Origin of the sequence: Sphingopyxis sp. BSN-002 (assembly GCF_022024275.1) — a bacterium.
Taxonomy (GTDB): domain Bacteria; phylum Pseudomonadota; class Alphaproteobacteria; order Sphingomonadales; family Sphingomonadaceae; genus Sphingopyxis.
The window spans coordinates 2,333,671-2,346,960 of the sequence record NZ_CP091804.1 but is presented as its reverse complement, the minus strand read 5'-3'; the positions used below and the strand labels follow the sequence as shown (position 1 = coordinate 2,346,960).

8 protein-coding genes are annotated in these 13,290 nt (G+C 66.0%); 6 read left to right on the top strand and 2 right to left on the bottom strand.

Features of this window, described 5'->3' with window-relative positions; genetic code table 11:
* Nucleotides 1–4: 4 nt before the first annotated feature.
* Together kduD and kduI are read right to left on the bottom strand one after the other, a co-directional pair.
* Nucleotides 5–760: a 2-dehydro-3-deoxy-D-gluconate 5-dehydrogenase KduD gene (gene kduD, locus L7H23_RS11565; protein WP_237836021.1), complete on the bottom strand. Its 756-nt coding sequence runs from the start codon at nt 758–760 to the stop codon at nt 5–7.
* Nucleotides 760–1,596: a 5-dehydro-4-deoxy-D-glucuronate isomerase gene (gene kduI, locus L7H23_RS11560; RefSeq protein ID WP_237836020.1), complete on the bottom strand. Its 837-nt coding sequence runs from the start codon at nt 1,594–1,596 to the stop codon at nt 760–762. Before kduI ends, kduD begins: the two co-directional genes overlap by 1 nt.
* 219 nt (nt 1,597–1,815) lie before the next feature.
* Between kduI and L7H23_RS11555 the strand changes: the two genes are divergently transcribed.
* The 6 genes from L7H23_RS11555 (at nt 1,816) to L7H23_RS11530 (ending at nt 13,215) form a co-directional block, all read left to right on the top strand.
* On the top strand, nt 1,816–3,006 hold the full coding sequence (locus L7H23_RS11555) for an efflux RND transporter periplasmic adaptor subunit (RefSeq protein ID WP_237836019.1): 1,191 nt from the start codon (nt 1,816–1,818) through the stop codon (nt 3,004–3,006).
* Nucleotides 3,007–3,012: 6 nt separating this feature from the next.
* Nucleotides 3,013–6,210, top strand: a complete 3,198-nt coding sequence (locus L7H23_RS11550; protein WP_237836018.1) for an efflux RND transporter permease subunit — start codon at nt 3,013–3,015, stop codon at nt 6,208–6,210.
* A complete protein-coding gene (locus L7H23_RS11545; protein ID WP_237836017.1) occupies nt 6,207–7,610 on the top strand; it encodes an efflux transporter outer membrane subunit in 1,404 nt (467 codons plus the stop codon). The genes L7H23_RS11550 and L7H23_RS11545 overlap by 4 nt, the downstream gene beginning before the upstream one ends.
* Nucleotides 7,611–7,689: 79 nt before the next feature.
* Nucleotides 7,690–8,481 (top strand): hypothetical protein, encoded by a 792-nt coding sequence (locus L7H23_RS11540; RefSeq protein ID WP_345790406.1) that lies wholly within the window; start codon nt 7,690–7,692, stop codon nt 8,479–8,481.
* On the top strand, nt 8,384–9,922 hold the full coding sequence (locus L7H23_RS11535) for a DNA polymerase Y family protein (RefSeq protein WP_237836016.1): 1,539 nt from the start codon (nt 8,384–8,386) through the stop codon (nt 9,920–9,922). Before L7H23_RS11540 ends, L7H23_RS11535 begins: the two co-directional genes overlap by 98 nt.
* On the top strand, nt 9,919–13,215 hold the full coding sequence (locus L7H23_RS11530; RefSeq protein WP_237836015.1) for an error-prone DNA polymerase: 3,297 nt from the start codon (nt 9,919–9,921) through the stop codon (nt 13,213–13,215). The genes L7H23_RS11535 and L7H23_RS11530 overlap by 4 nt, the downstream gene beginning before the upstream one ends.
* The last annotated feature ends 75 nt before the right edge of the window (nt 13,216–13,290 follow it).

Here is a 13,290-nt window from a genome sequence, read left to right as displayed (position 1 = left end):
GATGCTAGCGCGCGAGCCAGCCGCCGTCGACGGCGAGGATATGGCCCTGCACATAGTCCGACGCCGAAGAGGCGAGGAAGACCGCCGCGCCGCCGATGTCCGCAGGATCGCCCCAGCGGCCCGCGGGGATGCGCTCCATGATCTGACGGTTGCGCGTCTCGTCGGCCTGCAGCGCGGCGGTGTTGTTCGTCGCGATATAGCCCGGCGCGATCGCATTGACCTGCACACCCTTCGCCGCCCATTCGTTCGCGAGCAGCTTGGTGAGACCGCCGACGCCCGATTTCGACGCGGTATAACTCGGCACGCGGATGCCGCCCTGGAAGGTCAGCATCGAGGCGATGTTGATGATCTTGCCCGATCCGCGCGCGATCATATGCTTGCCGGCCGCCTGACACAGGAAGAAGAGCGTCTTGAGATTGGTATCCATCACCGCGTCCCAGTCGGCTTCGGTGAAATCGACCGCGTCGGCGCGGCGGATGATCCCCGCATTGTTGACGAGGATGTCGATGCGTCCGAATTCGGCGAGCACCGCATCGACCAGCGGCTGTGCCGCACCCGCGCTCGACAGGTCGGCGCTGAAATTCTCCGCCCTGCGGCCAAGCCCGCGCACCTTGCCCACCGTCTCGTCAGCGGGCGAGCGGCCCGCGGCGGCGATATCGGCGCCCGCCCCGGCGAGCGCCACCGCGATCCCCTGCCCGATGCCGGTGTTGGCACCGGTGACCAGCGCGACCTTGCCCGAAAGATCGAAGAGGCCCGCCATCACTTGAGCTGGCAGATATCGAGGACGTTCATGTCGGTATAGTCGAGATTCTCGCCGCCCATCGCCCAGATGAAGGCGTATTTCTTCGTCCCCGATCCCATGTGGATCGACCAGGGCGGGCTGATCACCGCCTCCTCGTTCGCGATGACAATATGCCGCATGCTGTCGGGTTCGCCCATGTAATGGAAGACGCGGTCGTTCGCCTCGGGCAGATCGAAATAGAGATAGATTTCGCTGCGACGGTCGTGGAGGTGCGGCGGCATCGTGTTCCAGACGCTCCCCTCTTCGAGCACGGTCAGGCCGAGCAGAAGCTGCGCGCTTTCGCACACGCCCGGAATCACCAGCTGGTAGATCGTCCGCTGGTTCGAATTGGCCAGATCGCCGCGGGCGAGCGGGTTTGCCTGATCGAGCGTGATGTGCCGGATCGGGCAGACCTTATGCGCCGGAAGCGACGCGAGATAGAAGCGCGCGCCGTCGCCTTCGAAAACGACCTCTTTCGAGCCCATCGATATGTATAGACATTCCTTGTTCTTCATCTCGAAGCGCTGGCCGTCGACCGTGATGGCACCCGAAGTGCCGATATTCACCGCCGCCATCTCGCGCCGTTCGAGGAAAGGACGACCGGCCGCCGATGCGGGTTCGCTCTGGTCCGGAAGCCGGAGCGCAGCGCCCTTCGGCACCGCGCCGCCGATCACGAAGCGTTCGTTGTGCGAGTAATTGAGATTGACCTTGCCGTCCTCGAACATCCCACCGACCAGATAGCGGTCGCGCAGGTCTTCGTTGTCGACGCATTCCATCATGTCGGGGTGCGTGGCGTGATAGGTCTTGGCAAACATCGGCGGCATCCTCGCTCATCGAAAATTATCGGGTGTTGGTCTCTCGCTATCGCCAACGGTAACCGGTGTCAATATCACGACAGGGTCGTTTCGATCGTTGCGAACTAAAGTGTCGCACTTTGTCGCAACGGCCTGAAAGCGCTTGCATGGTGCATTGCAATAGGTTGAATAGCGCCGACTCCCCGGCCGCCCGGCAATAACCCGAGACGGATCTATCGAATGACGAACAAGACGCCGTTGCTCCTGATCGGGGCCCTTTGCATTGCAACACTTTCGCTCGGCGCCTGTTCGGGCAAGGAAGACGAAGGACGCGGCAACCGCACGCCGCAGGTCGGCTATGTCGTGGTGAAGGTCGAACCGGTACCGCTCACCACGTCGCTCGGTGGGCGCACCGTCGCATTCGAGACGAGCGAAGTGCGGCCGCAGGTCAATGGTATCGTGCGCCGCCGGCTGTTTACCGAAGGCGGCTTCGTACGTGCCGGTCAGCCGCTCTATCAGATTGACGCGAGCCTCTATCAGGCGGCGGTCGATCAGGCCGAAGCCAATCTCGCCAGCGCGCGGGCCAATGTGCAGGCGGCCGAGGAGAAGGCACGGCGTTTCGAACCGCTGGCAAAGATCCAAGCGGTGTCGCAACAGGATTACAGCGATGCGCTGGCGGCCGCCCGCGCCGCCCGGGCTGCGGTGGCGCAAAATGCCGCCGCGCTGGAAACCGCACGGATCAACCTGCGCTATACGACGCTGTCCGCCCCGATCAGCGGGCGCATCGGCCGTTCGCTCGTCACACCGGGCGGACTGGCGAGCGCGGGGCAGGCGACCCCGCTCGCCGTGATCCAGCAGACCGATCCAATGTATGTCGACATGCAGCAGTCGAGCGCCGACCTCACGCGCCTGCGTCAGGCGCTCGCGAGTGGCGGGGTGACGCCGGGCAGCACCTCTGTGCGGCTGAAGCTCGAGGACGGCAGCGATTATGGCTTCGCCGGCACGGTCCAGTTTTCCGAAGTGACGGTCAATGAAGGAACCGGAACGGTGACGTTGCGCGCGCGCTTCGCCAACCCGCAGGGATTGCTGCTGCCCGGCATGTTCGTGACCGCGCTGTTCGACCAGGCGATCAATCCGACCGCAATGCTGGTACCGCAGGCGGCGGTGCAGCGCGATTTCGACGGATCGGCTTTCGTCTATCTGGTCGGCAAGGACAACAAGGCGGCGCGGCGCAAGATCGTCGCCGAACGCACCGTCGGCCCGAACTGGGTCGTTACCGACGGGCTGAAGCCCGGCGACAAGGTCATTACGCAGGGGGTCGGCAACCTGAAGCAGGGTGCTCCGATCAAGCCGGTTCCGGCAAGCAGTCCGCAGCGTCTGGGCGCGCCCGCGGGCAAGGGCGCCGAAAAGGGCGCGGCGAAAGGAAACTGAGCCCCCATGTCGCGTCTCTTCATCGACCGGCCGATCTTCGCCTGGGTGCTGGCGATCATCGTCATGCTCGGCGGACTCGGGGCCCTGCGCGCCCTGCCGATCGAGCAATATCCCGACATCGCGCCTGCCCAGGTCAATATCCGCGCCACCTATCCGGGTGCATCGGCCGAGGCGATCGAGAACAGCGTTACGCAGGTGCTCGAACAGCAGCTGACCGGAATCGACGGCCTGCTCTATTTCAGCTCGCAGTCGAGTTCGCGCGGACAGGCGAATATCACCGCAATCTTCGCCAAGGGAACCGACCCCGACATCGCGCAGGTGCAGGTCCAGAACAAGATCGCCTCGGCAATCTCGCGTCTGCCGGCGCAGGTGCAAAGCCAGGGAATCCGCGTCACCAAGGCCAATTCGGATACGCTGCTGCTCGTTGGCGTCTATGACACCACCGACACGCGCTCGTTCCAGGACGTGTCGGATTTCCTGTCGTCGAACATCCAGGACCCGCTGTCGCGCGTCGAGGGGGTCGGCGACGTCAACGTCTTCGGCTCGCCGCATGCCATGCGCATCTGGCTCAACCCGCAGCGGCTCGCCGCGGTGTCGCTGATGCCCGGCGACGTCGTCACCGCAATCACCGCGCAGAATGCCGAGGTTGCTGCGGGCGAGGTCGGCGGCACGCCGGCGCCGCAGGGCCAGATGCTCAACGCGACGGTCACCGCACAATCGCGGCTCCAGACCGCCGAGCAGTTCGAGAATATCGTGCTGAAGACGCTGCCCGACGGGTCGAGCGTGCGGATCAAGGATATCGCGCGGGTCGAGATCGGCGCCGAAAATTACGCGACGATCGTCCGCATCAACGGTCACCCCGGCGCGGGCATGTCGATCTCGCTCTCGCCCGGCTCCGACGCGCTCGAAACCGCCGACCGCGTCAAGGCGCGCATGGAGGAATTGTCCGCCGACTTCCCCGACGGGCTCACCTACAGCTACGCCAATGACGCGACCGCCTTCATCAAGCTGTCGGTCAGCGAGGTGCAGAAATCGCTGTTCGAGGCGATCCTGCTCGTCGTGCTCGTGATGTTCGTATTCCTGCAAAGCTGGCGCGCGGTGCTGATCCCTGCGATCGCAGTGCCCGTCGTGCTGCTCGGCACCTTCGGCGTTTTTTACATATTGGGTTTCAGCATCAACACGATGACGCTGTTCGGGTTGACGCTCGCCATCGGCCTGCTCGTCGACGACGCGATCGTCGTCGTCGAGAATGTCGAGCGCCTGATGGAAGAGAATCCCGGCATGTCGGCGCGCGAGGCGACGATCCAGTCGATGAAGGAGCTGCAGGTCGCGCTGATCGCGATCGCGCTCGTGCTGTCGGCGGTGTTCCTGCCGATGGCCTTCTTCGGCGGCTCGACCGGCGTCATCTATCGCCAGTTCTCGGTGACGATCGTCTCGGCGATGGCGCTGTCGGTGCTCGTCGCGCTGATTCTGAGCCCGGCGCTGACCTCGACCTTGCTCAAGCCCCCGCAGCATGGAGACGTGCCCGAAAAACCGCACCGTTTCCCGCGCGCGCATGCCGCGATGACGCGCGCGCAGCATGGCTTCAACACCTGGTTCGACCGCCGGGTGAACGCCTATGTCGGCAGCGTCACCAAGGTCGTCGACCGCAAATGGCTGTTCCTCGGCATCTATGCGCTGATCCTCGTCCTGCTCGCGGTGATGTTCCTGCGGCTGCCGAGCGGCTTCCTGCCGAACGAGGATCAGGGCCGCGTCCAGATCCAGTTCCGTCTGCCCGCGGGCGCGACGCAGGAGCGCACGCTGCAGGTGCGCGACCAGATCGAGAAATATCTGCTGACGCAGGAAAAGGCGAACGTCGGCGCGCTCTTCCTCGTCGCGGGCGGCGGCGGGGGCGGCGGCGCCGTCGGCCAGAACACCGGTCAGGGCTTCATCAACCTCGTCGACTGGGACAGCCGGCCGGGCAAGGAGAATACCGCCGATGCGATCGCCGACCGCACACGCAAGGCTTTGTCGGGAATCCGCGATGCGCAGGTATTCGCACTCGTTCCGGGCGCGGTCCGCGGGCTCGGCGACGCGTCGGGCTTCACGATGGAGTTCCAGAACCGCAGCGGAATGAGCCGCGACGAATTCGTGGCGGCGCGCGAAAAGCTGCTCGCCGCGGCCAACGCCAATCCGAAGCTGACTTCGGTGCGCCTCTCCGACCTTCCCGACGTGGCGACGCTCAAGATCGACATCGATTCGCAGCGACTGACCGCCTACGGCCTGACCAACAGCGACGTGAACAACACGCTGTCGACGGCGTGGGGCGGGCGCTACGTCAACGACTTCATCGACAAGGGGCGCGTCAAGCGCGTCTATGTCCAGGGCGACGCGCAATATCGCGCCAAGCCCGAAGACCTCGGCCAATGGTATGTCCGCTCGTCGGACGGCGAGATGTCGCCCTTCTCGGCCTTCGCCGACCTCGGCTGGTCGACGACGCCGAGCAGCACCTCGCGCTTCCAGGGAGTCCCAGCGTTCGAAATCTCGGGCCAGCCCGCAGCCGGCACCAGCTCGGGCGAGGCGATGGACGAGATGGAGCGGATGGCCGCCGAAATCCCCGGCACCAGCGTCGCCTGGGCGGGTTCTTCCTATCAGGAACGGCTGTCGTCGGGGCAGGCCCCGTTGCTCTATGCGCTGTCGCTGCTCGTCGTCTTCCTCTGCCTCGCGGCGCTTTATGAAAGCTGGTCGATCCCGCTTGCGGTGCTGCTCGTCATTCCCCTCGGGCTCGTCGGCTCGGTTTTCGCGGTGACGCTGCGCGGGCTCGAAAATGACGTCTATCTGCAGATCGGCCTGCTCACGACGATGGGGCTCGCGGCGAAAAATGCGATCCTGATGATCGAATTCGCCGAGCAGGAAGAGAAAAAGGGCAAACGCGTGATCGAGGCCGCGGTCGAGGCGGCCCGCATCCGTCTCCGCCCGATCCTGATGACGAGCTTTGCCTTCATTTTCGGCGTGCTGCCGCTCGCGATCGCAACCGGCGGCGGTGCGAACAGCCGCGTCGCGATCGGCACCGCGGTGATCGGTGGCATGCTGACCGCCGCGCTGCTCGCGATCTTCTTCATCCCGCTCTTCTTCGTCCTTGTGCGCCGCGGCGTGCGCGATGGGCTTGCCGCGGTACGCGCACGGTTCGGCAAGAAGAACGGCGGCGCCGAGGTGACGGCATGAAGCGCAATCTAACCCTTGTCGTCGCCCCGCTGCTCCTCGCCGGATGCTCGCTCGCGCCGAAGACGGTGCTGCCCGCACCGCCGGTGTCGCAGAGCTGGCCGGTCGGCGATGCTTATCTCCTCCAGAGCGAGGAAGCGCTGCCGGTCCTGTCGTACAAGACGGTGTTCACCGACGCGCGGCTACAGAGTCTCGTCGACCAGGCGCTCGTCAACAATCGCGACCTCCGCGTCGCCTATGCCAATGTCGCCGCCGCCCGCGCGCAGGCACGCGTCAGCCGCGCGGGGCAGTTCCCGGCGCTCGGACTGAGCGCGGGGGCGGGCTATTCGGACAATGGCGGTACCGGCGGCGGTGCGGGCGATTTCTCGCTGCGCGGCGGGGTAACCGCGTTCGAACTCGACCTGTTCGGCCGCCTCGCCAACGCCGCCGAATCCGACCGCAACAGCGCGCTGGCGACCGAGGCGGCGTCGCGCACCGTACGCGTCGCGCTGATCGCCGATCTCGCCAATGCCTGGGCCGCCTATGGCGCCGATCGCGACCTGCTCAAGATCGCCGAGGATACTGCCGCCAACGCGCGCGAGAATGTCCGGCTGACGCAGGCACGGCTCGACGGCGGGGTCGCGCCGCGCACTGACCTGCGCCAGGCCGAGCAGATACTCGCAACCGCCGAGGATTCGATCGCGCAGCAGAAGACCGCGCTCGCGCAGGACGAGAATCTGATCCGGCTGCTTGTCGGCGGCGACATCGACCGCGCGCTTCTGCCCGCCGGACTCGCCGAGGTAACGCCCGGCGTCGTATCGTTGCCCGCCGGGGTCAATTCGCAAATCTTGCTCCGTCGCCCCGACGTGATCGAGGCCGAATATCGCCTGCGCGCCGCCAATGCCGACATCGGCGTCGCGCGCGCGCGGCTATTCCCGACGATCTCGCTCACCGGACTGCTCGGCTTCGCGAGCGACGCGCTCGGCAGCCTGTTCGACGGCGGCTCGTTCAATTACTCGGTCGGCGGCGATGCCACCGCGACGATCTTCGACTTCGGTGGCCGCCGCGCGGGTGTCGACGTGACGAAGGCGCAGCGCGATGCCGCGCTCGCATCCTATGAAGGCGCGATCCAGACCGCGTTCCGCGAAGTCGCCGACGCGCTCGCGGTGCAGGGCACGATCGCCGAGCGCGTCCGCGCCGCCGCCGCGAACACATCGGCCGCCACCGATACCGCGATGCTCAGCGACGCGCGCTACAAAGGTGGGGTCGACAGCTTCCTCGCCAGCCTCGATGCCCAGCGCAGCCTCTATTCGGCACGGCGGAGTGAGATCGGGACGCAATTGCTGCTCGTCCAGACTCGAATCGCGCTGTTCCGTGCGCTGGGCGGGGATAGTGCCGGAGCAAGCGAAACGGCCGCGCGCTAACCCCTTCCGGAAGGGGCATTTCCTGACTCTTGTTGACAAGCGCCGTGCGTCGGGCGCTAATAGAACATATCAGGAACATATGATGCGCGAGTCGTCCCAACCTCTCGCCGGGCTGCGCAAGCGTATCGCCCGGCTGGCCGTCACCGACGGTCCCGCCAGCCGCCAAGCCGAGGGCTGGCTGGCGAGCGGGCATGCGGGTTTCGACGCCGCACTCGGCGGTGGGCTCGCGATCGGAAAGACCCACGAATTTTTCGCCGCCGACGCACTCGATGGAACGAGCGCTGCGGCCTTCGCCGCGCTCCTCGCGCTTCGCACCCCCGGCAAGGCGCCGCTGATCTGGCTCCGCAGCGCCGATGCCGCGGGCCGATCCGGGCATATCTACGCGCCCGGGATCGCCGAGCTCGGCGGGGACCCCGACCGGCTTCTGCTTGTCGAAACCCCCGATCCCAAAATGCTGCTCGCCTGCGCGAACGACGCGATCCGCTGCGCCGGATCGGCGGCGGTGATCGTCGAAAGCTGGGGGAAATTCCCGCTACTCGACCTGACTGCAGGTCGCCGTCTTGCGCTCGGCGCACGCGACGCCGGGACGACGCTGCTGATGCTCCGTCTCAATGCCGTGCCCGCGCCGAGCGTCGCCGAAACGCGCTGGGGCGTCGCCGCGGCGGCCTCACGCGCACTCGAAGCCAATGCCCCCGGCGCGCCTGCCTTCGATCTCGAACTCTTGCGCTGGCGCGCCGGGCCCGCGGGCGGCCGCTGGCGACTGGACTGGAACCATGACGAAAATCGCTTCGGGGAGCCGGCGCTATCTGGCACTCTTCTTCCCCTACCTGCCCGCCGAGCGGCTGTACCGCACGGCGCCGCGGCCGCCTGACGCCCCGCTGATCTTTGCCGAGAAGGTCCGCGGCGCGCTGCGCATCGCGAGCGTCGATCCGGCTGCGCAGGCAGTCGGGCTCACCGTGGGCATGCCCCTTGCCGACGCGCGCGCGCAGGTGCCGGGGCTGATCACCGTCCAGCACGACCCGGTTGCCGATCATGGCTGGCTCGACCGGCTTGCACTCGGCTGCAACCGCTATACGCCGCTCGTTGCGCTCGACGCTCCCGACGGGCTGATCCTCGACATTGCGGGGGCCGAGCATCTGGCGGGTGGCGAAGCCGGTCTGATCGCCGATGTCGAAATGCGGCTGTCGCGGCTGGGGATGACCATGCGCCACGCGCTCGGCCCAACCGCCGACGCGGCGCGGGCGCTCGCGCGCTACCAGACGCGACCCGCCCCCGATGAGGGGCAAGCCATCCGCCGCCTGCCCGTCGCGGCACTCGAGCTTGAGCCCGAGGCGACGACCGCGCTCGTCCGCGCGGGACTCAAGACGCTCGGCGATCTTTCCAGCCGACCTATGGCAAATATCGCCGCGCGTTTCGGCGCCGGTGCCGCGCTGGCTCTCCGCCGCATCCTCGGCGACGCGCCGAGCCCGCTCGACCCGCGCATCGCGCCGCCGCCGGTCGCGGTCGAGCGCCGCTTCGCCGAACCGCTCGCCAGCACCGCGCATGCGACCAAAATCCTCGCCGAACTCGCCGATGAAGCGATCGCGGACCTCACCGAACGCGGCAAGGGCGGCCGCCATTTCCGCGCGACCTTCTTCCGCAGCGACGGGCTCGCGCGCAGCATCGAGGTAGAGACCGGTCATGCCACGCGCGACACGCGCCTCGTCATGCGGCTGTTCGCCGAGCGGATGGACAGCCTCGCCGACCCGCTCGACCCCGGCTTCGGCTTCGACATGATCCGCCTCGCGGTGCCGCGGCTCGACCCGCTCGGCGCGACGCAGCTGAAACTCGAAGGCGGAGAGGTCCGCGAAGCGGCGATGGACGAGCTCGTCGACCGGATGACGACGCGGCTCGGTCGGCGACGTGTCAAAAAATTGATGGCCGAGGATACGCATATCCCCGAGCAGGCACAGCTCGCGCTCCCCGCGATCGACGCGGCGGCACCGCTGCCCTGGCAGGCACCCGTTCCCGGCGAACCCCCGACACGCCCCTTCCACCTCTTCGACCCGCCGCAGCCGATCGAAGTGATCGCCGAAGTCCCCGACGGCCCGCCGCACCAGTTCCGCTGGCGCCGTGCGACGCATGCCGTGCGCCGCTACGAAGGTCCCGAGCGTATCGCCGCCGAATGGTGGCGCCGCCGCGACAATGGCGGACTGACGCGCGACTATTATCGCGTCGAGGATGTCCAGGGTCGTCGCTACTGGCTCTTCCGCCATGGACTTTATGACGAGAAACCCGATCCGCGCTGGTATATCCATGGGGTCTTCGCATGAATGAAGAGCCCGCCGACCCCGGCTTCGCCGAATTGGTCGCTGCGACCAACTACAGCTTCCTGCGCGGAGCTTCGCATGCGCGCGAGATGGTGGCCGGGGCGATTGCGCTCGGCATGCCCGGCATCGGCATCGCCGACCGCAACAGCGTCGCGGGGGTGGTGCGGGCGCTCACTGGACTGCGCAAGCTGCGCGAGGAAGCCGCCGAAGAAGGGATCGGGCTGCCGCCGTTCAAGCTCGTCGTCGGCGCCCGGCTAGTCTTCGACGACGGCACCCCCGACATCATTGCCTATCCGACCTCACGCCATGGCTGGGGGCGCCTCACGCGCATGCTGACCATCGGCAATCGCCGCACCGTAAAGGGCGACTGCGTGATGAGGCTCAAGAATCTGCTGATCCACTGCGAGGATCTGCTGCTGATCGCGATGGCGACCGAGAAGGATGAAGCGATACTCCACCGCCTCGCTGAAAGGGCACCTGGTTCGCTATGGCTCGGTGTGACGATGCCCCATGGCGGCTGCGACCGCCGTCATCTCACCCGGCTGAGCGCCTTGGCTGACCGGGTCGGCATCCCCTTGCTCGCGACCAACGATGCTCTCTACGCGACGCGCGAACAGCGGCCGCTCCATGACATCATCACCTGCATTCGCGAAGGGACGAACCTGAACGATGCCGGCCGCCTGCTGCGCGCCAATGGCGAGCGCCATTTGAAATCTCCGCAGGAAATGCGCCGCCTTTTCCGCCCGTGCCCCGAGGCGGTCGACGAAAGCGCAAGGATTCTCGATCTCATCGGCTTTTCGCTGCGCGATCTCGAATATGAATATCCGCACGAGCCGGTCCCTAAAGGATGGGAGCCCCAAAGCTGGCTCGAACATATGGTGATGGAAGCTGCACACAGACTCCATCCCGATGGATTGCCTGATCGCTGGCAGGAGGTGCTCGACGAGGAGCTCTCGCTCATCCGCAAATGCAACTTCGCCTGCTATTTCCTGACTGTCCACGACATCGTTCAGCATGCGCGAACGCGAGACCCGCCCATCCTTTGTCAGGGGCGCGGTTCGGCAGCCAATTCGCTGGTCTGCTACCTGCTCGAGATCACCTCGATCGATCCCATCCATAACAATCTGCTCTTCACGCGCTTCCTGTCCGAGGAGCGGCGCGAGCCGCCCGACATCGACGTCGATTTCGAGCACGAACGGCGCGAGGAGGTGATGCAATATGTCTATCGCCGCTACACACGGCGGCGTGCGGGTATCGCCGCGACGGTGATCCACTACCGACCACGCAGCGCAGTCCGCGAGGTCGGGAAGGCGCTGGGCCTCAGCGAGGATGTCACGCAGCGGCTTGCCGACACGACTTGGGGCAGCTGGGGTAGCGAGATGCCGGTCGAACGCTTCATCGAAGCGGGTCTCGACCCCGAGCTGGACGATATCGCGAGGCTGCAATGGATCGTTGCACAATTGCTGACCTTTCCTCGCCACCTGTCGCAGCATGTCGGCGGCTATGTGCTCACCGAGGACCGGCTCGACGAGACGGTGCCGATCCACAATGCCGCGATGGAGGACCGCACCTTCATCGAGTGGGACAAGGACGATATCGACGAACTCGCCTTGATGAAGGTCGACGTCCTCGCGCTCGGCATGCTCACCTGCATCCGCAAATGTTTTGACCTGATGCGGCTTCACGATCTGGGCGACCATGACCTGAAGTCGGTCCCGCCCGAAGACGGGGTTGTTTATGACATGCTCTGCAAGGGCGACAGCATCGGCGTCTTTCAGGTCGAGAGCCGGGCGCAGATCAACATGCTGCCACGGCTGCGTCCCAAAAAATTCTACGATCTCGTCATTCAGGTGGCGATCGTCCGCCCCGGACCGATCGAGGGCGATATGGTCCATCCCTATCTGAGGCGGCGTAACAAGGAGGAAAAGCCCGAACTACCATTACGCGCTGGATCGGAAGCCAACGAGCTGGAAGAGGTGCTGGGGAAGACCGAAGGCGTTCCCCTGTTTCAAGAGCAAGCAATGAAGCTGGCCATCGTCGCGGCGGGCTTCACACCCGATGAAGCCAATGGATTGCGGCGAGCGATGGCAACCTTCCGAAACGTCGGAACGATCCATCAGTACAAGGAGAAGATGATCGGAGGCATGGTCCGCCGCGGCTACGAACCGGACTTCGCCGCGCGTTGTTTCAAACAGATCGAGGGCTTCGGCAGCTATGGCTTTCCCGAAAGCCATGCCCAGTCATTTGCCAAGCTCGTGTATGTGTCGTCGTGGCTGAAATGCCACCACCCCGCGGTCTTCGCGTGCGGCATTCTCAATTCGCAACCGATGGGCTTCTACGCCCCCGCGCAGCTCGTGCGCGACGCGCGCGAGCATGGTGTCGAAGTGCGCGAGGTCGACGTCAATGCAAGCGGTTGGGACAACAGCCTCGAACAGCGCGAAGACGGCAGCCTCGCGCTGCGGCTCGGCTTCCGGCAGGTCGACGGGTTTCGCGAGGAATGGGCGAAGGCAATCGCTGGGGCGCGTGTCGGTGCCCCCTTCGCTTCGGTCGAGGAGCTTGCGCGCCGCGCGAACCTGCCATCGCGGGCGCTGCGCCTGATCGCCGATGCCGATGCGTGCCGGTCGATGGGGCTCGATAGGCGGCCAGCGCTGTGGGATGCACGGCGGGTGCGGCAGGGGGTATTGCCGTTGTTCGGCGCGGCCGAGGCGAACGAGCTTGGCTTCGAGGAAGATGCGCAGCTGCCGCCGACGCCGATGGTGGAGCATGTGTTGACCGATTACCAGACGACGCGGCTGTCACTGAAGGGCCATCCGATGGCATTTCTGCGCCCCGATTTCGAACGCGAAGGCGTGCTGAGCGCTACCCGGGTCGCGGCGGCAAAGAACGGGTCGATCGTGCGAACCGCGGGCGTGGTGCTGATCCGCCAGCGCCCCGGCAAGGGCAATGCGATCTTCATCACGCTTGAGGACGAGGGCGGGATCGTCAACATCCTGCTCTGGGCGCGCCATTTCGAACGCTATCGCCGCGCCGTCATGGCGTCGCGGCTGATGCTCGCCGATGGCGAGGTGCAGCGGAGCAAGGAGGGGGTGATCCACCTGATGGCGACGCGGATCGTCGATCGCACCGCGATGCTCGACGCGCTGGGAAGCGACCGGCGCTTCGATCCCGAGGTCTGCCGCGCCGACGAGGTGAAGCATCCACAAGTACCGCGCGGGCGGTCCGAAGGCGATTATGCCCAGCGGCACGGACATCCGCGTAACGTCCGCATTCTGCCCAAGTCGCGCGATTTTCATTGAGGAGGTCTTGTCCCGGCTCGCGCCGGGAACGGTTCCTGTCACGCCGAAACAGAAAACAAAGACGCCCCGGCTGTG